This is a genomic window from Nitrosomonas sp. JL21 (assembly GCF_009833095.1).
In the GTDB taxonomy this organism is placed as follows: Bacteria; Pseudomonadota; Gammaproteobacteria; order Burkholderiales; family Nitrosomonadaceae; genus Nitrosomonas.
The window spans coordinates 15,169-37,726 of record NZ_QRCB01000030.1 but is presented as its reverse complement, the minus strand read 5'-3'; the positions used below and the strand labels follow the sequence as shown (position 1 = coordinate 37,726).

The following is a 22,558-nucleotide window of genomic DNA, read 5'->3' as shown; positions in this document are numbered from 1 at the left end:
TACCTATGTCTTTGAGCCATGAACGACAAATACCCAAAAGAATCATCACGATTGTTGTCGTAACGCTGACCCTGATCGTGCTGCTGATCTATATGCAGGGCGGTTTTATCGGCAAAGTGTCGCCTGGTACGAGCCCGCAGCCGGACGAAACCCACACCTTTCATACCGCCACGGTTACCGCGCAGCAGGTCGGCGACGTCTTGTCCTGGCCGGGCGTCGTGAAGTCGAGAACCGTTGCTGATATTGCGCCCAGATTGACAGCCCGGATTCTCGACATCAAAGTCCACGCCGGAGACGCCGTCAAAAAAGGCGATGTCATTGCGCGTCTTGACGAGCGCGATCTGAGAGCGCAGGAGAAAGCAGCGCTTGCTGCGCTGACCGGCGCAAATGCTCAGGCAAACCGCGCCAGCGCGGATCAACAGCGGATCAGCGGCCTGTATGAAAAGGAGGCGGCAACACGTGCGAACCATGACGCTGCGGTTGCACTGGCAAAGGAAGCACAGGCACGCGCCCATCAAGCAAGCAGCATGTTGAATGAAATCAGGGCGCGATTGGCCGACACCGTTTTGCTGGCACCTTTTGACGGCACCATAGTCAAGCGATTGAAACAGCCAGGAGATATGGGAATGCCCGGTGTTCCGATCGTAACCCTACAGGCACCGCGCAGCCTCAGGCTTGAAGTTGAAGTGCCGGCCGCCTGTGCCGGCGCATTTCAATCCGGTGAAGGTGCAGCGGTACGAATCGACACCTTCAGTCAAATTTTTAGCGCCACGATCGATGAAATCATTCCAGAAATCGATGCGCACTCACACTCGCAATTGATCAAAATCGCATTACCAGCCATCGAAGGTTTGAAACCAGGATATTTCGGCTGGCTTCAACAGGCTTGCGACGAGCATGTGGCATTGCTGATACCCGCCAGTGCCGTGCAATATCTCGGCCAACTCGAAATCGTCAGAGTGTTGGCGGATGGACGGCAAATCGCACGTCATATCCGAACGGGCAAAACCTTCGGCGACCGGATCGAGGTCATTTCAGGCTTGCGGGTCGGCGAAACCATCATCGCCGATCCCCGGCACATGCGGTAATGGATAATCTCCCGGAACCGAGCGTCAAACATGGGCTGACGATCCGGATCGTCAATGTTTTCACGACTTCCCAGCTTTCGATACTGTTTCTGATCATGTCGATGCTGGCGGGCGCGATGGCGCTGATACTGACGCCGCGTGAAGAAGATCCGCAAATCGTCGTGCCGGTGATGGATGTATTGCTGGAGTATCCCGGTGCTTCGAGTGAGGAAGTGGAAAAGCTGGCTGCTACACCGCTTGAGGTTTTGCTGAAGCAGGTCGCAGGCGTGGAATATGTGTATTCCGTATCCCGGCCTGGAGCGGCGGTGATCACTGTACGTTACTACGTCGGCCAGAATTACGAGAACAGTCTGATCAAAACGTGGAATACGTTGTTGTCCAATCAACATCTGATTCCGCCGGGAGTTACCGGCTGGAAGGTGAATCCGGTCGAAATCGACAATGTGCCTATCGTCTTGTTGACGCTGTCGTCGCAAAACAGTCAGTTTGATTCCATGGCCTTGCGCCGCATTGCGGATGAACTGATCGTTGCGTTCAGGGGGATCGACGATGTCGGCAAAAGCTGGGTGGTCGGCGGTGAACAGCGGCGCGTGTCAGTCTACGCCGACCCTGCACGATTGACCGCACATGACGTCAGCTTAAACGAAATTGCGCGGGCACTGGCCGAAACCAATGTCAATCTGCAGGCTGGCAGTTTTGAACGCGGCAACCGGGAAATGTTACTGGAAGCTGGCCCACATTTCAGCTCAGCAACGGAAGTCGAGGCCATCGTCATCAAAAGCGTCAACAACCGGCCAGTTTATCTGCGCGATGTCGCGCGTATCATCGACGGCCCGGCCGATGTCAGTCATTACACGCGCATTGGCTTCGGTCCCGCGGTGGAGAATATGGTCACGGCGGGCCGGGCATCCGGTGCGCAGCCTCAGGCCGGACAGGAACGCCAGATGGTGACGATCGCCATTGCCAAGCGCAAAGGCAGCAATGCCGTCACAGTGGCGAATGATGTGCTGGCAATGGCCAGTAAGCTGCACGGCACGACCGTGCCGCAGGATGTTTTGCTGACGGTGACGCGGAACTACGGCGAAACCGCCAATCACAAGGTCAACGAACTCGTGAAACATCTGGGTTTTGCCATCGTGATCATCATGGCGTTACTGGCATTCTCGCTCGGGCCGAAAGAGGCATTCATCGTGTCAATTGCAGTGCCGATGACGCTGGCGTTGACGTTGCTGTTCGATTATCTGATCGGATACACGATCAACCGGGTCACGTTGTTTGCACTGATTCTGTCTTTGGGTCTGTTGGTGGATGACCCGATCGTCGATGTCGAAAATATTCACCGCCACTATCAAATGCGCAAGGAATCACCGCTGGCTGCCCTGCTGACAGCCGTCGAGGAAGTCAGGCCCCCGACCATTCTGGCCACGTTTACCGTTATCGTTTCATTCCTACCGATGTTCTTCATTACCGGCATGATGGGTCCGTACATGGCGCCGATGGCCTTCAATGTGCCCGTAGCCATGCTCATTTCGCTGATCGTGGCCTTTACCGTCACGCCCTGGGCCAGCTATAAGCTGTTGCAAAGCGATTACCACAAACCGCAGCATGAAGCCCCCGAGGACTTCAAGCAAACGCTGATTTACCGCAGTTATCACGCCATACTGTACCCGCTGCTGGTGACGCCCCGCCGGGCCTGGGTCTTCTTACTGATCGTTTTAGTTGCCTTTGGAATGTCGGTCATGCTGGCGGTTACCCGCGCCGTTCCGCTGAAACTGCTGCCGTTCGATAACAAAAACGAGTTGCAGATTGTGATTGACATGCCGCGCGGCTCAACGCTGGAACAAACCGACGAAGTTGCGCGAGCGCTAGGAAGCTATCTGGCCATTGTCAATGAAGTGACCGATTATCAAACGTATACCGGCGTGCCTTCACCGAAGGATTTCAATGGCATGGTACGCCGCTATTATCTGCGCAATGGCGGTTATATGGGCGATGTCCGGATTAACTTACTGCCCAAGGACATGCGCGCACAGCAATCACATGAAATCGCGCTGCGCATCCGGCCTGAAGTGGAAAAAATAGGCAAACAATACGGCGCCAACCTGAAAATCGTTGAAATCCCACCCGGCCCGCCCGTGTTGGCCAGTGTGGTCGCCGAAATCTATGGCCCACCCGAAGCCAGCACTGCGGACCTGATGCAGGTCACCAAACGTGTACGCGGCGATATCGAAACGATCGAGGGTGTTGTCGATGTGGATGATTTTTCGGAAGCATCCCATAACAAGATTCATTTCCGGATCAATCGCGAAAAAGCCGCTTTGGCTGGTATCAATACGGCGCAGGTTGCGGAAGCGCTGCGCATAGCTGCTGCCGGGCATGTGGTGGGTATCGTGCACTCAGACACCGAGCGCAGACCGCTTGAAATCGTGCTGCAACTGCCACGTACGCTACGTTCTTCCGTTTCCGATCTGCTGGCGTTGCGGGTAAAAAACGCGCAGGGTCATCTGATTCCGTTGAGTGAAATCGTCACGCCTGTGCAGTTGCACACAGATCAACCTGTCTATCACAAGAACTTGCAGCGGGTAAATTTTGTCGTGGCCGACATGGCAGGGCGCAGTCCAGTGGAGGCCATCTTTGATCTGCAGGATATTCTGGCCGAACGGCCATTGCCGGAAGGCTACAGCGTGGAACTCGCGGGAGAAGGCGAATGGAAAATCACCGTGGATGTTTTTCGCGACCTCGGCCTTGCCTTTGCAGCCGCGCTCATCATGATCTATATCCTGCTGGTCGGCCAGACCGCCTCGCTGACGATGCCGCTGGTGATGATGATCGCGATACCGCTGACGATCATCGGCATCATGCCTGGCTTCTGGTTACTCAACCTGGTCATGGCATCGCCGATCGAAGGCTATCCCAATCCGATCTATTTCACCGCCACGGCCATGATCGGCATGATCGCCCTGGCCGGAATCGTCGTGCGCAATTCCATTATTCTGGTCGATTTCATCGAACGTATTCGTTCCCGGGAAGGAATCACTCTGCCGGATGCCCTGATCGAAGCCGGCGCAATCCGCCTGCGTCCTATTTTCCTGACCGCCGGCGCAGCGATGCTCGGCGCCTTCGTGATCATTCTCGATCCGATCTTCTCCGGATTGGCCTGGAGTTTTATCTTCGGTATTTTTGCCTCAACGCTGTTTTCGTTGCTGGTCATACCGGTGGTTTATTTCCTGATTCACAGAAAAAATAGCAGTCGTGTTGCCACTTGATCACTCGAATATCTTGATCTTTGATTTGCTCAGGTTACTACACGCTTGGGCAACAACGACTGTTCTCCATGTCCTGCAACGTAAATGAACATTCTAGTCAGCCATTAATCCAAATTTATATGATGACATGCAAAACAAGCTGTTCTATCTGATGAATAGAGATTAGGTTAACGCCATTAGATTTGACATATTGAACGTATTCAGGATTTCTAGTACGGAGCGCAAAATGGTACACACGCGTGTTGGCCTTTCAAGATATGCATAGGCAGTGCATATGCCCAAAATACTAAAGAAAAAATCGGAATTTCCTAATCCTTTTATTGTAGCGATTGGTGCATCGGCTGGCGGCGTTGAAGCGCTGCTCAGTTTGTTTAAAACTCTGGTGCCAAGTCATGGACTTGCTTTTATTGTTGTACAACACTTGCAACCTGAAAAGCCGAGCCGTCTGGTAAGCCTGATCGCCAAGTCCACGACGCTTACCGTTCAGGACGCAGATGATGACGTTATTCCCGCGACTGATCATGTGTATGTCGCGAAGCCAGGAAATATATTGACCATTGAAAATGGTATTTTACGCTGTCGGCCTATGATGGCTTCCGCACATGCTGGCAACAACACCATCGATATTTTGTTTGAAAGTCTGGCGCGTGACAAAAGCAAATATGCGGCAGCCGTCATCCTTTCAGGCAGTGGATCGGATGGTGCAGCGGGTGCGTTGTGTGTACGACAAGCGGGTGGAGTGGTCATCGTTCAAGATCCCACAACCGCAGAGTTTGACAGTATGCCGCTCGCGGTTATCGAAACGGGTATGGCGAATCATATTCTTCCGATAGTGGATATTGCACTTGAGTTATATGCGTGTCCGAACCCAGATTATAAAAGACTCAATGGTACAGCCGCCTGGACCAGTAATATGTTGGAGACAATGCAGCGTATTGCCGATCATATTTATCGTCATGCCGGATTTGATTTAACAGGTTATAAATTGGCACCGCTCATGTGGCGTGTGCATCGGCGGATGCAGGCGCGGCAGATCCATCATTTAAATGACTATGAAGCTTTGCTAGCCGATGATGTCGTAGAGCTGGAAATACTGATCCATAAAATTCCTATTCATGTAACGTCTTTCTTCCGGGATGAGGACGCATGGAATGTGCTGAAGCAGGATGTGTTGCATGAGCTTTTTTCGGTTGCAAATGCGACTGATGTTATTCGCGCGTGGACACCTGCTTGCTCAACAGGGGAAGAGGCTTATTCATTGGCTATGTTGATGAATGAGGAAAATAAGAAGTTATCCACATCCATCGATTTTCAGATTTTTGCAACTGATACCTCGGCAGAAATCGTTACCCGGGCCAGTCAAGGAATTTTTTCTGCCAATGCGGGGAACGCTATTCCCGAAGAGTTGAAGTCAGATTATTTTTACACGGTTGATGGCGGTTACCGGGTGAAAAAAGCATTACGAGAAAAAATGGTGTTTGCGCCGCAAAACCTGCTGGCGGACCCGCCATTTTCATCTCTCGATCTCATTACATGCCGTAACTTGCTTATCTATCTAGAGCCGAGTGCAATTACACAGGTTCTTTATCTCTTGCATTCAGCTTTACGTCCTGGGGGATATTTATTTCTTGGCAAGGGTGAGTCTCTTTCACCGAAGCAATCTGGATTTGAGGCAGTATCTCCGGCATTGCGTATTTATCGCAAAACAGGGGTTTTTTATGATGCGGAAGTTAACTTTCCAAAACGGTTGCAGAAGCGATTGGATCGCCAGACAGGCCGTATTTCGGCAGCAGAAAATGCTCACAGGGCACTTGTCGAGACATTCGATCTTCCATCCGTTTTAGTTGATGAGCAATTCAATGTGTTACGTATTCATGGAAGCACAGAGGGATTTCTGAAACTGCCTGCGGGTCAGCCAACGTACAATCTGCTCCAGATGGTGCCGTTGGCTTTGCGAGAGAGGATAAGGGTCAGTGGAAAATTCGTGCTGCTTGAACAATGCGCCACAACAATCGAAGGCGAGCTGCAATCGTCAAGTAAGGGAATTATTACTGCACGATTGATGCTTACACCTATTACGCAGGGAGAAAATGGTTCTTTAAGGCTTCTCATTTCCTTTCTATCCGCCGATAGAAATGCTAACTCTAATTTCTCTGATGAAGATAAAAATGGAAAATGGAACGAGGCTTTGCGCATTTCAATGGGAGAACTGGATGCTTCTCGTGAAGAATTGCAGGCGCTTAACGAAGAATTGCGCACGGTTAATGATCAGCTCAATATCAGCAACGACGAAATCACACGGATCAATCAGCAACTGAGCATCAACGTTGAAGAGCTTGAAACGCAACGTCATATCCTGACGAGCGGTGCGGTAATGACGCTTTTTCTTGATCAAGGTTTGCGTGTGCGTTGGTTTACGCCGGCCATGAAAAAACTTTTTCCCTTATATGAAAGTGATACAGGTCGCCGGATTGCAGATTTGAGACCCAAATTCAAAGATTCTAAATTTTTATCCGATGCCCAAGCTGTATTGGAAGGCAAGGCAAGCCGGGAAAGTGAAGTCGAGACAGAGTCCGGCAAATGGTATCAGCGCCAAATAAGGCCTTTTAGTGTTGAGGGAAAAATCAAAGGTGTTGCGATTACTTTTGCGGATATTACAGAACAAAAAAAGGCCGAGGAGGCGCTCGCTGAGGAGCTGGATGCTATCTCTCGCCTGCGCGAGTTGTCTGATCAGTTGCTATCCAGCAAGGATGTCTCTGATGCGCTCTACCAAGTACTGGATACTGCCATTAGTCTGCACGGCGCGGATAAGGGCACTATCCAAATTCATGATCCGGAAACCGGTGTTTTGCGCTACATTGCCACACGCGGGTTTGGTCTGGATCTCCTGTCGTCCATTCCCCCCATCGACCGCGATTTTCATTCCACCTGCGCTGCCACAATTCGGACTGGCCACCGAATTGTGGTCACCGATCTCACATCGGATTCACAATTTGCAGATCATGCTTCAACTGCCGCAGCGCTCAATTACAAAGCTGCCATCAGTTCCCCGCTGAAAACACGCCATGAAGAACTGCAGGGCGTGCTGACAGTGCATTTCCGAGAGCCACATATTCCGACAGAGCGGGAACTGGGGTGGGCTGACTTATATGCCGGTCTGGCCGCCCATCTTATCGAACGCCGGCGCACCGAAATCCGCTTGGGAGAACGTGAAGCCGAGCGTAAAAAGGCCGAATCGGCGCTGCGCGAGAGCGAAGAGAAATATCGGTCGTTGTTTGAATCCATTAACACAGGATTTGCGATTATCGAAACGGTGAGAGACGATGAAGGCCGGCTGGTCGATCTCCTTTATCGCGAAGTCAATAAAGCTTTCGCGTGTTTGACCGGCTTTCAACCGAACCCTGGGCAGAGCGTCCGGGAGTTAATGCCGGATTTTGAGGATTACTGGTTTGAATATTATGATCGCGTGTCATCGACCGGCGTTCCTGAGCTTCGTGAAGACTATAACGCTGATTTGGATCGCTGGTATTATACGAATGCCAATCGTGTCGGTGATGCATGTAGCCGTCTTATCGCGGTGATTTTCGACGACATTACTGAACGCAAACGTGCTGAGCGTGCGCTGTGCGAGAGCGAGGAAAAATATCGTTTGCTATTTAATTCCTTCAATAAATCCTGACCAGGTCATTCACTCCATTTACTGATCCATGAATTCTTTATTTGAAGCCGCCGATCGATGTGTGAACGCTTGCGGGATCAGTGAAAAAATAGCGCTGACTCGGCAAACCGCCCAGGCATGGGATAAGGGTTTGCTTTCTCTGCATGCGCCCGATCAACCCAAGCCGATCGCGGAGCCGGGCCGCCCAAGCAAACTGGTATTAGTGCTGCCGAGTAAAGTGCCCAAACGCAGGCTGGGCGCTGCGGACGGACTGGCCATATTGATTCATGCGATTGCGCATATTGAATTCAACGCGATCAACTTGGCATGGGATGCGGTCTATCGTTTCCGCGATCTACCTAAGCAATTTTATAGCGACTGGGTGGCTGTGGCGACTGAAGAAGCGCATCACTTTGAATTATTGCGTGAACGGCTCAATGCGCTGGGATATGACTACGCCGATTGGCCCGCTCACAATGGCTTATGGGAGATGGCTGTGCGCACAGCGACTGATCCATTGATGCGCATGGCGCTCGTACCACGCGTTCTTGAAGCACGCGGACTGGACGTCACGCCTGGCATCATCAAACGCCTGCAACAGGTCGGTGACGAAAAAACCGTGGCGATTTTGGAAATCATCCTATGCGATGAAATCGGCCACGTGGCAATCGGCTCGCGCTGGTTCAATTATCTTTGTCGGGAGCGTGGACTGGATCCTGAGCATACCTTTTGCGAACTGGCCATTCAACATTTCAGCGGGCAAATAGCCGGCCCTTTTCATTACGAAGCCCGGCAACAAGCGGGATTCACCGCCGCGGAACTGCGCGCGCTTGAACATGTGCAATGTCTCGCAACCAATGCTGCACGCTCTTCAACCTGAGATCTTCCAAAATAAAGTGTTGCTACGTCCGCCGTTCGAAACGGTAAAACGCCAGGATTCCCATCAAGTTGGGGAAGAAATTAACCGGACGGTTATGTGCACTCAGCACGCGACGTTCTAGAATGCGGGCATTGCATTGGTGGCACAGCGCTTCGAAATCGCCGAGCGTACACAAATGAATATTCGGCGTATCGTACCAATAATAAGGCAGTGTCTCGGATACCGGCATATGTCCGGCGATCACCTGCATGCGGTTTCTCCAATAGCCAAAGTTCGGAAATGACACGATGCCTTCCTTTCCTACCCGTAACATTTCCTGAATAATGCCTTCGGTATGGCGCATCGCCTGGAGGGTTTGCGACAAAATGACATAATCGAAGGAATTCGATTCAAAACCGGACAACCCAGCTTCCAGATCGTTTTGGATGACATTGATGCCATTGTGAAAACATTTCAGCAGATTATCGTCATCAATCTCCACGCCATAGCCAAAGACATCGCGCGTATCGCGCAGATAGCGCAACAACGAGCCATCGCCACAGCCCAAGTCCAATATTTTTGCGCCGGGCTTGATCCATTCGGCAATGGCAGCAAAGTCGGGTCGTAACGTATTCGTTGCAGGGTTGAGGGTCTCGTTCATGGTTGATTCGTCAATTCGATCATTCAAATAGAAATATTGTCCATATAAGCGCGCACAAGCTGATGGTAATACGGCGCCTCCATCAAAAATGAATCGTGGCCATGCGTCGTGGTCACTTCGGCGTAGCTGACATTGATTTTGTTATCCAACAAGGCTTTGACAATTTCCCGCGAACGTTCCGGCGAAAAACGCCAATCGGATGTGAACGACACAATCAGGAAATTCGCCATCGCGACGCGGAAAGCCGCGCTTAAATCGCCATTGTAGGAGTCAGCTGGATTGAAATAATCCAGCGCCTTGGTCATCAGCAAATAAGTGTTGGCATCGAACAAATCGGCGAATTTATCACCTTGATAACGTAGATAGGATTCGATCTCAAATTCCACATCGAAACCGAACGAAAGTTCGCCTTTACGCAAGCTGCGGCCGAATTTCGCCGCCATAGAATCATCCGACAGATAGGTGATATGCCCGAGCATGCGCGCCAACCGTAAGCCTCGTCTTGGCAAGGTGTCATAAGCATAAAAATTGCCACCATAGAATTCCTGATCGGTCATGATCGCCTGGCGCGCCACATCATTGAAGGCGATATTCTGCGCCGTCAATTTTGCCGCTGCCGCAACCACCACCGCATGGCGAACTCTTTCCGGATAATCCAGCGTCCATTGCAACGCCTGCATGCCGCCAAGGCTGCCACCGACAACCGCCGCAAATTGTTCAATACCCAGGTGATCGGCAAGCTGTGCTTGCGTTTCCACCCAATCCTCAACCGTCACCATCGGAAAACTCGCACCGTAAGGCTTACCTGTCCGCGTATCGATACTCGCAGGGCCGGTGGAGCCATGACAGCCCCCCAGGTTATTCACACCAATCACAAAAAAACGGTCGGTATCAATCGGTTTGCCTGGTCCGACCATGTTATCCCACCAGCCAGAACTCTTTTCCTTGTCGGCATAGATCCCGGCCACATGATGGTTGCCCGACAGCGCATGACATATCAGCACGGCATTGGAGCGTGCTGCATTGAGCTGGCCATAGGTTTCATAGACCAGATGGTAGCTATCGAGCACGTACCCGCTTTTCAACTGCAATGGTTTGACGATCTGCACATACTGGGGGGTCACCACCCCCATTGACTTTGGTTCTTGCATTTAATGTAAGGAAATTCCGAAGAAACGACTGAACATATTGATAATGATTATATCGCCAAAGAACGAACCGGGACTAGGGAAACTCTGAAAAACTACTGCGCTTGGTCCGACTGCATCAGAGTCAATACATAATGCTCATCGACTACGCGGGAACTGCGCGTTTCCATCTGACTTTGCGATATCCAATCGTGCAGTCTTCTTTCGAGCTTCTAGTCATTCAGTTTGGTCAGCAATGTAGCCATTTTCTGCGGGTGATCTGCCTTGATGATCTTGTTCACTAACGGAACGATATCAGGCAAGTGGCTCTTCAATATTTGATTTTTTACGGTCAGCAATTGCGCCGGGTACATCGAAAACTGCTGCAATCCGATTCCCAGCAACAGTCGCGTAAACTGTTTGTCACCCGCCATTTCACCGCACAATGACACGGGTATTTTGGCGCGATTGGCGCTCTGAATGACGTGCGAAATCAACCACAGGATGGCGGGATGAAAAGGGTCGTACAAATGCGCCACGGTATCGTCGATCCGATCAACCGCGAGTGTGTATTGGATCAGATCATTGGTTCCGATCGATAAGAAGTCCAGTTTTCGCATGAGCGTATCCAGACTCAGCGCAGCCGCTGGAATCTCGATCATGCCGCCGACTTTGATATGCTCATCAAAGCGAATATCGTCATCACGCAAGGTCTGCTTGGCATATTCGATATGATTCAACGTCTGCTCGATTTCGCTCACATTCGACAACATCGGAATCAAAATGCGGACATCTCCAAATTTGGATGCCCGCAAGATGGCACGAAGCTGGATATGAAACATTCTCGGTTCGGCCAGGCTCAGGCGAATTGCTCGCAATCCCAATGCCGGGTTAGCCGCAACTTGCACAGCGCCGCGCAGGCTTTTATCTGCACCCAGATCGAACGTGCGTATCGTGACCGGCTGTTTGTGCATTTTGACCGCAACGGTGCGGTATGCTTCGAACTGCTCGTCTTCTCCCGGCAAATCATTGCGATTCAGGAACAGAAATTCGCTGCGGAACAAACCTATGCCCGTCGCGCCGCTTTCTTTGACCTGCTCGATGTCTTCCGGCAATTCAATATTGGCATACAGATCGACCGGCGTGCCATCCAGGGTGACTGCGGCGATGCTTTTGAGGCGCTTTAATTTCTGCTTCTCCAGTTCCAGTTGCTCTTGCCGCAGGCGATATTCATCGAGCACATACTTGTCCGGATTGACGATGATGACGCCATGCGTGCCATCGACGATCAACGCGTCGTTTTCGAGAATTAACTGGTGTGCGTAGTGCAGCGCGACTACCGACGGAATATTCAGGCTGCGCGCCACGATGGCGGTATGCGACGTCTGGCTGCCCAAATCGGTGAGAAAAGCCGTGAATTGATGCTGTTTATACTGCATCACATCGGCAGGACTCAGGTCATGCGCGACCAGAATACTGTCGCCCGTCAGTTTCGTCGCGACCGGCAAGTGCCGCGGATAACCCAGCATGGCCTTGAGCACGCGTTCGACCACTTGCACGACGTCGGCTTTACGCTCACGCAAATAGGCATCCTCAATTTGTTCAAATTGCGCCAATAACTCTTGCATTTGCTGCGTCAGCGCCCATTCGGCGTTGCATAACGTCTGCGCGATCGTGCTATGGGTGGCCTCGGAGAGCATCGGGTCATCCAGAATCATCAGGTGCAAATCCAAAAACGCGCTGAATTCAGCCCGTGCATGACCGTCAGTCACCGACTTTTGCAGCGCCTCGAATTCCTGCCGTACCACGGCAAAGGCATTGTCCAGACGGGCAATTTCCTTCTCCACCTGACTCTTGGAAATGAGATAATGCATGACTTCCAATGCAGCCGGTGCAGCCAGGTGCGCATGGCCGATTGCAATACCTTCCGATACGCCGATACCTTGCAGGATAAAACTCATTCGCCTTCACCAAAATAATCTTCAACCAATGCCACCAGCGCCGTCATCGCCTCAACCTCGTCGTCACCGGTTGTTTCGAGCCGGATGCGCGAACCCTTGCTGGCGGCCAGTGTCATGACGCCCATGATGCTCTTGGCGTTGACGCGCCGGTTATTTTTTGTCGCCCAGACTTCGCATTTGAATTGACTGGCAAGCTTGGTCAATTTTGCCGATGCCCGCGCATGCAATCCCAGCTTGTTGACGATTTCGATTTCTCTAGTTTGCATGACAAGGCTCCGCCTCAATCTGCATCACGCCGCCCTGACCGCCGCTGAGTCCTTTTTCGACCACAACCGGCAGCGATTCATGACGATACGTCAGCACCCGCACCAACATGGGCAGATTCACACCGGCAATGCACTCCACTTTACCGGGCTGCACCAGACGGCTGGCGACGTTACAGGGTGTAGCGCCGAGCATATCGCTGAGAATCAGCACACCATCGCCGCTATCGAGTTGTTCGATCAATGCCCGCCCTTTTGTCAGTACCGTCTCGGGCGTGTCCTGAATGAACACGCTCAGACAATCCAATTGCGGCGGATTCATGCCCAACACATGACTTGCGCACCGTATCATATGCTCCCCTAAATCTTCATGAGTAAGAATCAAAATTCCGATCATCGTACCTCTGTCCCCATCCTTTGTTCGCAACAATCAATGACTCGATTTTAGCACTGACATTGCCTAATGATCATTGTGTTGTTATGACCGCCTACAAAAATAGTTCACCTTCGCACGATAGTATTTACCGTCGCCATCAGTCGCTGTCGCTCCGCTGCCGGCAATGTTGAATTAATCATCCGCAAAGCAGTCACACTGTCGACGAGTTACCTAGCCCGCAAGGCTTATACGGTATACACTTGATATATCGATATTGATATTTCGATCGGATATGAACAATGAAAAAAAGTGATCGAATCCTGGCATTGCAAAAAGCTGCTGAAGCGATGACGAGCGGCGATTTCACGGTAACGATTCCTTGCGGCGATGACGAAATTGGCCGACTGGGTCAATCTCTCAAGAAATTGTCTTCCCATTTGCAAAAACAATCGGATAAAACCCAATCTCTGTATAAGATATTGGTGGAATCCAATTTCAATCTTCGCCTGATTGATGTTCTGAATCACATCTATGAATCTTTTCAGGATCATCTACCCTATGACCGGGTCAGCTTGGTGCTGCTCGAGGCTGACAAAAGCAAGCTGAAATTGCATTGGGTGCGCGCCAACTACCACATACTCGAATTAAATACCGGTTTTTCGATTCCGGTTGCTGACAGTCATGCACAAAAGCTTCTCGAAACGCATGACATGCTCATCGTCGATGATCTGAGCCAGTATTTGGATCAGCATTCCGACTCCAGTCTGGTGCAGTCGGCCTTCAAGGAGGGCATACATTCTTGCCTCATCTGCCCATTGATCGCGACCGGCAAACCGATTGGCTTCATCTTATTCTCATGCCGCAAGAAAAATATCTATAAAAAGCTGCACAAGGATTTATCGTTGCAAATTGCCAGTCACCTGGCGCTGATCATTGAAAAAACGCAGTTGTACAAAGGAGTCAAACTCAACAAGCAATTGATCGCGCAAAATAAATCCTTGGAACGTCGAGTCTCGCATGATGCGCTCACCGGTCTCTACAATCGCCCGGCCATTTTTGATATTCTGCACAAGCAGATTCTGCGTGCAAAACGGGGCGGATTGACAGTAGGCCTCATCATGATCGACATCGATCACTTCAAGGCGATCAATGATACTTACGGCCATCTCACCGGCGATGCTGTGTTGTGTGAAATCGCCGAGCGTCTCAGAAAATCGGCCCGCTCCCACGAATATCTCGGGCGCTATGGCGGCGAAGAGTTTCTGGTCATTGTCTGCCCGTATGATCAGGAGGGTGCGGTCAAAGCCGCCGAACGATTCCGCGAAGCCGTCGCATGCAAAGAAATCCATACCAATAAACGCCTGGTTCCAGCCACCATCAGCCTGGGTGTGGCGGTCAGCACCGGGGAAGATACATTGGATGAGCATCTGCTGCTGCAGAAAGCTGATGAAGCCTTGTATCAAGCCAAGCACAACGGGAGAAACCGGGTGGAACTGGCGGATATGAGTGTTAAAAAAACTGAATGATGACCGCTAATCCATCGCACAACTTGGATATGCCGAATCAAATTGCATGTTGTGTGAATAGCTCTTTTATCTCATCCCTCAGACGCGTCCTGGCGATTTCAGCGTTGACCTGAGCGCTGAAGAATGCATGCCGGTGCAAGAAGAATTCAATCCCATATAAATTCTCAGAGCACGGGCAAACTTGCTTTAAGCTCCTGCAAACGAAACCATCCTTTGCAAAACCTGCCAATTTCTCAAGCACTCGAGGCTGGGCGCAAATCACGCCTCATTTCAATGAAAAACGCAAGCTTTTGCCGAGATTTTTTGAAATTAGGGGCACTCTTTAGAAACAAAGCTATCAGATTAAGATAAACATACAATTCCTGAGGTCCCTCGAACAGACGAGCTATGACGTCAGTTTCATCGAGAATCATATAAGGAGAAAAAGAATGAATGAAAATTACGACAAGACTGCTGTGCTGAATTGCCTCAGCAAGATCCTCGAACTTGAATTAGCTGGTGTCGTGCGTTATACCCATTATGCCTTGATGATTTATGGTTACAATCGCATCCCCATCGTTTCGTGGCTGCAGGAACAAGCTGACGAATCATTAATGCATGCACGTGAGGCAGGCGAAATGATCACTCATCTCGGTGCTCACCCCTCCTTGGCAATTGGTCCATTATTGGAAACCCATCAACACGACATCGGTGACATATTGCGCGAATCGCTGGAACATGAGCGTACAGCGTTAACGGTTTATAAGGAACTGTTGGATCTGGTCAATGATAAATTCGTGATGCTTGAAGAATATGCGCGTCGAATGATCGCTGCAGAAGAAATGCATCAGGGAGATGTCGATAAAATGCTGCGTCGTCCCGGAGCGGTGGAAACATTTTTAGAGACGAGAAGAACTTAAAAGCTACCAGGCTTACAATGCTCATTTATTATGCGCTACTTTTTTTCTCGCTGGTTTATCATCATTTCAGCAGAAAATCTCTAAAAAGCAGCGATCCACGGTCAGGCTGGGATCAGATGAAAAAGCCCAGTTTACGAGCAGCAAATGAACATTTTAAGCCGGATTTCAGCGCACGAAAACCAATGCGTAGCTCTCCAGAATGTCCCTGGAGTTCTTCGTGAACGAGAAACTTTCGCCCCATGACAGTAAAAAGAATATTCAATTGATCACTCCATGTGTCAACCCACCCAAATTCACTAAATATTGGAAAGCCATATTTTATGCAGGAATTGCGGCGGGAATATTTTCAACTGCTGCGCAAATCATCCTCTGGTGGTTATTCTGGGATGCGTTACCTTCGATCTTGTATCGAGACATAAGATTTACTGCCGCAATGATATTCGGGCAAGCGGTTTTACAAATACCCGCCACATTCGATTGGGAACTTGCATTGATTGCAGCATGCATTCACTTTAGCCTCTCGATTGTTTACGCAGTAGGACTTTCCTATCTGATTCATTGTTTCGATAGAAAGAATTCAGTGATCATTGGAGGTTTGTTTGGTCTGGGAATATTTCTTATCAATATGTACGGATTCGTCATGATCTTCCCTTGGTTTATCGAAACGCGGGATTGGATTACAGTCACTGCCCATCTCGTATTCGGCGTTTCTGCCGCTAGGGTCTATAAGGCTTTTATCACACCGTGATAATTTTAAAATGAATAATGCAGATTTGCCCTGATCTATAAAAATTGCGGCATTGGATGAGATGAAGCGGAATTATTGCACTTTTGATCAATGCCTTAAAGAAAAAAGACGAAAATAAATATTCAGAACTAAAATACCATAATCTGAGCAGAAAACCCTCTAACCCCCTCTAACTTAAAGCGGATTCATAACATTTCATACTTGCTTGAGATGCATCAGTGGATTTTAAAATACACCTCATGTGAAATTTTTATAAAAATAATGTGAACTTTCTGTGAAGTATGCTATCTTATATTCAGTTATCTCATACAAACACCTAGGAGATTGACATGAAACCCACTCAAGAGATGATTTTTAAAGCTGCAAAAATCACGTTTGTGTTATTTGGAATTTTACCTCTGATTGTGTTCATGGTATTCGGAGACTTACCATCACTCTCATTAATGGAAACCCAACTCAGTTGGTTAGAAGCTGATATTATTTTAGGAGCTTTATTTTTCCTCGGTTACTTAGTGATCGGTAGCCTGTCACGCAACAGAACACGCCTTCCTTCGAAGAAGATTCACGCCTAAACTCTCGTAGGCTTAAAGAAGGTCAATGCTGAATTGCATTGGCCTTCTTTTTTATTCAGCGGGTGCTATCTCACAATACGTGGTCTCTTCCAGACGCCGCGTATAATTATTCAGAATTCGAGTCCCTTCGGCTGGTTTGATACGGCCAGCATTAATCTGCCGCCGGATGAACTCCGACATTCGCCGCTCCAGATCATTCGGAAAATACTGCACTTGGCTCAGCATTTCCTTGGTGCTGATTCCCTTCAACAGTTCTTCGATCCAAAAACCGTTAGCTTCGTCGGTATTCGCATATACGTGCACCTCGTCTACCCGTCCAAACAGATTATGAGCATCGCCTAATATTTCTTGATAGGCTCCGACCAAAAAAATGCCCAGATAATAAGGTTCATTCTGACGTAAATGATGCAGCAACAAATACTCGCTGGTTCCTGTTGAAAGTACATAACGACTCACCTTACCATCCGAATCACACGTCAAATCGACCAGTTGCCCCCGACGCTCGGGTTTCTCCTGCAATCGGTGCAACGGCATGACCGGAAAAATCTGGCCAATGGCCCAGTGATCGATAATCGAGTGGAATACTGAAAAATCACCCAGATACATATCGGTAAGCTGCTTCTCCAACGCCATCTGTTCAGCTGATACCGGGGTCTGGCCCGATGCAGCAAGCTTGCACAGCACTTCTCGGCAGATACTCCAGTACAAGCTATCGGATTGCGCCATATGATCCACCGACAGATAACCCAGGCGTGCCATTTGCTCGGTCTCTTCCCGGATCTCCTGGGCATCGTGATAGCATTCCAGCAACGCACCATTTTTTTCGGCAGCCTGTGCGTCTTCATAGACAGCCGCCATGCGTGCCACGACAGCAGGCGAATCAACTGGTACTTCAGCCACTGGAGGACTGTCCGGCCTGTGCACACCCAATACAGGAACTACCAGTACGGAATGATGCGCGGTAAGCGCGCGGCCGCTTTCCGACAGCAGATGCGGCATGGGCACTTGCCGTTCATCACAAATTTCCTTGACCGTATACACAACGACATTGGCGTATTCCCGTAATCCGTAATTAATCGAAGATTCCGGATTATCATAATCACCGCCGTAATTCACTCCGAGCCCGCCACCGACATCGAGATACTTGATTTGCAGACCCCGTAACATCAGATCCGCATAGATCTGCATGATCTCTTTGACCGCGCTGCGCAGTACCTGGATATCGGTAATCTGACTACCGAGATGAAAATGCAACAGCTCCAGTTGTCCGGCCATTTCTCGGTTTTCAAGCGTTTGTATCAGTTTCACCAGTTCTGGAACAGTCAGTCCAAACTTGGAGCTGACTCCACCCGATTCAAACCAGCGCCCTGATCCGGTGGTATTCAATTTCAATCGCACGCCCAGTCGCGGCTTGAACTGACGCGCATCAGCCAGATTCAGCAATTGCTCAAACTCGGAGTATTTCTCAATGATGGGTATCACTTGCTGCCCGATCTGCTGCGCATTCAACATCAACGACAGCATCGGGCGGTCTTTGACCCCATTGCAAAGCAACAACGTTTCGTCAGTGATCAGCGGCAATACGGCCAGTAACTCCGCCTTGGAACCGCACTCCAGCCCAATATTGAATTCTCGGCCAGCTTCCAGAATTTCTGCCACCACTTCCTGCAATTGGTTGACCTTAATGGGATAGATGCTGCGGTAAGTACCTGCATAACCACTGTCCTGAATGGCCATCTGGAATCTCTGATTCAGGCGTCGCACTCGCGATCGAATCACATCCTGGAAGCGAATCAGCATCGGCAGTGAAGCACCCTCCGAGCGGGCGGCATCGATCACATCCATGATATCGATGTGCAATTCCTGATCGTCCAACGGACAAACCGAAACGTGCCCGTGTTGATTCACCGAATAAAAGCCATCGGCCCACTTGTCCATGGCATACAGCACTTGTGAATCGGCACCCGACCACTCCCGCGGTGCTGTTGTGTCAGCTCTTGTCATCAGTCATTTTTCCGCCGTGTTGCCTTCCGGTTCTCTGCGTACAAACATAACAGCTCGATAGCGATCTGAGCCGCCGCGAGCGCAGTGATTTCCGCATGATCATAAGCGGGCGCCACTTCGACGATATCCATTCCCACGAGATTGATGCCTTTGAGCTCGCGAATAATGTTCAGCGCTTGAAAAGTTGACAATCCTCCCGGCACCGGCGTACCGGTTCCGGGCGCAAACGCCGGATCCAGACAATCGATGTCAAAAGTAATATAAACTGGAGAACTCCCTACGCGCTCGATGATCTGCCGGGCTAGATCGCGGCCAGAAGTTTGATGCACATCGGCTGCAGAAATAATATGAAAACCAAGTGTGTCATCATTGGTGGTACGGATACCGATCTGGGTCGACAAAGCAGGATTAACGATGTTCTCCAATGCCGCCTGATAAAACATCGTGCCGTGATTCACACCGTTACCGGACGATGGCCAGGTATCGGTATGCGCATCGAAATGGATCAAGCTGATCGGGCCATAGGCGGCGGCATGCGCCCGTAAACTGGGGTAGGCGATGAAGTGATCCCCTCCGAGCACTAACGCTGCCGCGCCGGAATTAACAATCGCGGCGATGTGTTTTTCGATATGCAAGATACTCAGCAAATCATCGTCAGCTGGCTCGCAATCGCCGCAATCAATGACCCGCAGCGCGGCCATTGGGTCAATGGACCAAGGCCAGGGACGCTCCCACGCCAATGACAGCGATGCATTACGAATGGCGCGAGGCCCCAAACGGGCGCCCGGCCGGTTGGTCGTGGCAATATCGAACGGTACGCCGGTTACGGCTACGTCCACCCCCGCCATCTCCACTTGATAAGGAACACGAAAGAAACTTCCCACTCCTCCGAAACTCAGGGTATGCGACATCCCTTCTCCCGGTTTACCGCGAATTCCATTATCCCAAGTATTCATCAACATGCTCCCCTTGGCACGGCGAAAATAGACAATGTTTGATTTAATTGATGCTCATAAGGCAACGAGGAAATTACTGAATTATTCCCGGCATTGCCTTTACTTGAAGGTCGCCCGTACTTTCTGCAGTTCTCCTAGCTTCCCTGAACCGACAACCATAGCCAGCGCATCAACAGGAAAGCTATCATACCAAAAAACAGTAACACGCCGAAAACCAATACCCCGAGCGTTCCGATAAAGAAACGACTATGCGCCACTGTTCGTTCTGGCTGTTCCAGATAATCTTTTAGTAATTCGACATTTCGTTGATTGGCTTTCCATACGAAATCGGACACATCTCCCACTACAGGAATGATACCCAAAAGTGCATCGGCAGCAATATTAAAGCCCATTTTTAGAAGTACCGACTTGGGTGCACCCATGTGCGCTGCTTGCGTCAGAATATGACTCGAAATGAGTGCCCCAAGCGCATCACCTATTCCAGGGATAAAACCAATCAGGCCATCCCATCCGATTCTGAGTTGGGTACCGGGAATACGGAAGGAACTATCCATCAACCATGCCAAGCGGCTCAGTTTATCAGTGGCTTTGGATACTTCTGGTCTATTGATTCGATCTCTATCATAAAGATTCATGTCTATCGCCCCTTCCTCATCTGTTGAAGGTCAATTTGCTTACAGCTATTCCGGAGTCGTCTTTAACGCCGGATCTGCTTCAGGTTCTTTTTCCTCGACACTTTCATCAATGGAGTTGTTGACGTCATCAGGCACGTGTTCCTCGAGGTCACCGGGATTCGGTTTTCCAAGCTCTTCGGATATGCGACGTGCATCCATATCGCCTTTTTTCACTTGATCAGCTCTATCCAGCAACTTGTCCGCTATCTCTCCAGTCAAGGCAGGCGGACCATCCGCTGAAAAAATACTTACGGAGAAACCCATTGATGCGATAACCCATACTGACACTATGATCTGCTTGCTGATATTCATCTTGATGTTCTCGAATGTTGATTGGGATTTTCCAATTTCTTTGAATGAGAAAAAATAATTTCTAGTATTTTAAAATAGCTTATAGGCTCCTAAAAAAAAACAGTATTGTCTGTACGGCAGAGTACCCAGATAACCTAAAAAGTGGAAAAATTTCCCTCAATGTGCGCCAGCGCACATACGCCTATTTTTTTCACCCTTAATATTCAAATACATAAAAAGAACACATCAGGAAGCAATTGATGAGTCCTCTTTTTATGGCCTGAAGTAATTTTTATAACATTCAACATAAGGAAATATTAATTATGGCGATTATCAATGGAACGCGATTTAATGACAACAACTCTCAGCAATACAATGGAGTTGATTTTCAATTATTTGCCATTCTGAATGGAACTGCCAATGCTGATACCATCAATGGCTTAGCAGGGGACGACGTCATCAATGGTCAAGGCGGCAACGATAACGCGCTGGGAGGTCTCGGCAATGATCTGATCTCCGGCAATGCCGGCGATGATGTATTATCCGGCGGAGATGGCCATGACAAACTCTTAGGCGGTGCCGGCAATGACAACCTCAATGGCAATGTAGGGGATGATATCCTCAACGGCGGAATCGGTAGAGATACCTTATTTGGTGCCGCAGGGAAGGATAAATACTTATTTGACACCGCCGCCGCTCCCGTCAATGCTGACAAAATCAATGGCTATGTGACAGCGGATGACACCATCTGGCTGGATGACACAATTTTTTCAAACTTGGACGTCGGCGTTCTGGATCCTGAAAACTTTGTCAAAGGTGCGGATGTAGCCGCTGCGGATGCAAATGACTTTGTGCTCTATGATACCGCTTCCGGAGATGTTTCCTACGACCAAGATGGCAACGGAGCAGGCGCAGCCGTAGTCATTGCCAACTTAACCGGTGCGCCAGCCCTTTCCGTATTCGACTTCGTCGTCGTTTAAGCAATAAATCCGGAAATAACCTCTCACTATAGTTGAGATTGCAATACCCAGTGCCACTGTCTGAAAAGACTGACAGATAGTAAGACTGTCCGTTTTTCTACTGATTTCTTTTCCCCAGCATCAATACTCATTCGCGAAGGTTCTCATCTTCCACTCCCGCAAACGGCACAGTTGGCGCAGTGAGATGAGGAAATTTATCCTTCAGGGCATCCACGCCAGATTGTGGATGGGCAAGTGGCACTAAATCAACTCGATCATCTTTCTTAGCAGCGTTACTTACATTGAATCGTTGATCTCGCTGCTGGACAAGTCCCGGTAATTCTTCACTTTCCCGATCGAACGACCATTCCAGTCTGATTCACCCAACGGTAATTGATTCCCAGGTTTGCCAAACGGAGCAAAATTCCAAACACGCCAGGTTTTGCCATAACTATTCATTTTGCTTTTCATGAGCGCCTTCTCAGCCATATCCGGAAGATTGGGGGCGATTAATTGCCCAGACAGAATCTGAAAGTTATGCGGATGAAGAAGGCGAGATACAGTCAATAAAAACAATGCATGGGAATTTTTCGCCTCTTGGGAATGAGCCACATGAAATGTCATTCAGCCAAAATTTTAATTACCCATCTGCTCGGTAACTCACCAATCC

The 22,558-nt window shown here is 49.7% G+C and carries 19 protein-coding genes; 9 read left to right on the top strand and 10 right to left on the bottom strand.

What is annotated here, in order from left to right; translation table 11 throughout:
- Nucleotides 1-5: 5 nt before the first annotated feature.
- The 4 genes from ABF87_RS10190 to ABF87_RS10175 all read left to right on the top strand — a co-directional run bounded on the left by ABF87_RS10190 (nucleotide 6) and on the right by ABF87_RS10175 (nucleotide 8,892).
- Entirely contained in the window at nucleotides 6-1,088 is a 1,083-nt protein-coding gene (locus tag ABF87_RS10190) for an efflux RND transporter periplasmic adaptor subunit (RefSeq protein WP_160829020.1), read from the top strand.
- Nucleotides 1,088-4,354 (top strand): efflux RND transporter permease subunit, encoded by a 3,267-nt coding sequence (locus tag ABF87_RS10185; RefSeq protein ID WP_160829019.1) that lies wholly within the window; start codon nucleotides 1,088-1,090, stop codon nucleotides 4,352-4,354. The genes ABF87_RS10190 and ABF87_RS10185 overlap by 1 nt, the downstream gene beginning before the upstream one ends.
- Before the next feature lie 274 nt (nucleotides 4,355-4,628).
- Entirely contained in the window at nucleotides 4,629-8,033 is a 3,405-nt protein-coding gene (locus ABF87_RS10180) for a CheR family methyltransferase (protein ID WP_160829018.1), read from the top strand.
- A 28-nt stretch (nucleotides 8,034-8,061) separates the two neighbouring features.
- Entirely contained in the window at nucleotides 8,062-8,892 is an 831-nt protein-coding gene (locus ABF87_RS10175; protein ID WP_160829017.1) for a ferritin-like domain-containing protein, read from the top strand.
- A gap of 22 nt (nucleotides 8,893-8,914) precedes the next feature.
- Here the strand turns inward: ABF87_RS10175 and metW are convergent, their stop codons facing one another.
- The 5 genes from metW to ABF87_RS10150 form a co-directional block, all read right to left on the bottom strand.
- Nucleotides 8,915-9,532 carry a methionine biosynthesis protein MetW gene (gene metW / locus ABF87_RS10170; RefSeq protein ID WP_160829016.1) on the bottom strand — a complete coding sequence of 206 codons (618 nt, stop codon included), beginning with the start codon at nucleotides 9,530-9,532 and terminating at the stop codon, nucleotides 8,915-8,917.
- 23 nt (nucleotides 9,533-9,555) lie between these two features.
- Complete coding sequence (locus tag ABF87_RS10165; protein ID WP_160829015.1) at nucleotides 9,556-10,683, bottom strand: homoserine O-acetyltransferase; 1,128 nt, start codon at nucleotides 10,681-10,683, stop codon at nucleotides 9,556-9,558.
- A gap of 209 nt (nucleotides 10,684-10,892) precedes the next feature.
- A complete protein-coding gene (gene ptsP / locus ABF87_RS10160; protein ID WP_160829014.1) occupies nucleotides 10,893-12,620 on the bottom strand; it encodes a phosphoenolpyruvate--protein phosphotransferase in 1,728 nt (575 codons plus the stop codon).
- Entirely contained in the window at nucleotides 12,617-12,886 is a 270-nt protein-coding gene (locus ABF87_RS10155) for an HPr family phosphocarrier protein (RefSeq protein WP_160829013.1), read from the bottom strand. Before ABF87_RS10155 ends, ptsP begins: the two co-directional genes overlap by 4 nt.
- Nucleotides 12,876-13,280 (bottom strand): PTS fructose transporter subunit IIA, encoded by a 405-nt coding sequence (locus ABF87_RS10150; RefSeq protein WP_160829012.1) that lies wholly within the window; start codon nucleotides 13,278-13,280, stop codon nucleotides 12,876-12,878. Before ABF87_RS10150 ends, ABF87_RS10155 begins: the two co-directional genes overlap by 11 nt.
- 278 nt (nucleotides 13,281-13,558) lie before the next feature.
- Here ABF87_RS10150 and ABF87_RS10145 point away from each other — a divergent pair, with 278 nt between their 5' ends.
- From ABF87_RS10145 to ABF87_RS10130, 4 genes are all read left to right on the top strand, one after another.
- On the top strand, nucleotides 13,559-14,785 hold the full coding sequence (locus ABF87_RS10145) for a diguanylate cyclase (protein ID WP_160829011.1): 1,227 nt from the start codon (nucleotides 13,559-13,561) through the stop codon (nucleotides 14,783-14,785).
- A gap of 428 nt (nucleotides 14,786-15,213) precedes the next feature.
- Complete coding sequence (locus ABF87_RS10140; protein WP_160829010.1) at nucleotides 15,214-15,684, top strand: ferritin-like domain-containing protein; 471 nt, start codon at nucleotides 15,214-15,216, stop codon at nucleotides 15,682-15,684.
- A 217-nt stretch (nucleotides 15,685-15,901) separates the two neighbouring features.
- Entirely contained in the window at nucleotides 15,902-16,432 is a 531-nt protein-coding gene (locus ABF87_RS10135) for a sodium:proline symporter (protein WP_345789901.1), read from the top strand.
- Nucleotides 16,433-16,761: 329 nt separating this feature from the next.
- On the top strand, nucleotides 16,762-17,004 hold the full coding sequence (locus ABF87_RS10130) for a hypothetical protein (RefSeq protein WP_160829009.1): 243 nt from the start codon (nucleotides 16,762-16,764) through the stop codon (nucleotides 17,002-17,004).
- 51 nt (nucleotides 17,005-17,055) lie between these two features.
- Here ABF87_RS10130 and speA read toward each other — a convergent pair whose 3' ends face one another.
- The 4 genes from speA to ABF87_RS10110 all read right to left on the bottom strand — a co-directional run bounded on the left by speA (nucleotide 17,056) and on the right by ABF87_RS10110 (nucleotide 20,950).
- On the bottom strand, nucleotides 17,056-19,008 hold the full coding sequence (gene speA / locus ABF87_RS10125) for a biosynthetic arginine decarboxylase (protein ID WP_160829008.1): 1,953 nt from the start codon (nucleotides 19,006-19,008) through the stop codon (nucleotides 17,056-17,058).
- Complete coding sequence (speB, locus tag ABF87_RS10120; RefSeq protein ID WP_160829007.1) at nucleotides 19,008-19,964, bottom strand: agmatinase; 957 nt, start codon at nucleotides 19,962-19,964, stop codon at nucleotides 19,008-19,010. Before speB ends, speA begins: the two co-directional genes overlap by 1 nt.
- 134 nt (nucleotides 19,965-20,098) lie before the next feature.
- Nucleotides 20,099-20,599, bottom strand: a complete 501-nt coding sequence (locus ABF87_RS10115) for a DUF4112 domain-containing protein (protein WP_164503218.1) — start codon at nucleotides 20,597-20,599, stop codon at nucleotides 20,099-20,101.
- Between the two features lie 45 nt (nucleotides 20,600-20,644).
- Nucleotides 20,645-20,950 carry a hypothetical protein gene (locus ABF87_RS10110; protein WP_160829006.1) on the bottom strand — a complete coding sequence of 102 codons (306 nt, stop codon included), beginning with the start codon at nucleotides 20,948-20,950 and terminating at the stop codon, nucleotides 20,645-20,647.
- 302 nt (nucleotides 20,951-21,252) lie between these two features.
- On the opposite strand from ABF87_RS10110, the gene ABF87_RS15305 reads away from it, so the two are divergent.
- Entirely contained in the window at nucleotides 21,253-21,909 is a 657-nt protein-coding gene (locus tag ABF87_RS15305) for a calcium-binding protein (protein ID WP_160829005.1), read from the top strand.
- A 276-nt stretch (nucleotides 21,910-22,185) separates the two neighbouring features.
- Here the strand turns inward: ABF87_RS15305 and ABF87_RS10100 are convergent, their stop codons facing one another.
- On the bottom strand, nucleotides 22,186-22,512 hold the full coding sequence (locus ABF87_RS10100) for a DUF1264 domain-containing protein (protein WP_240143626.1): 327 nt from the start codon (nucleotides 22,510-22,512) through the stop codon (nucleotides 22,186-22,188).
- Nucleotides 22,513-22,558: the final 46 nt, after the last annotated feature.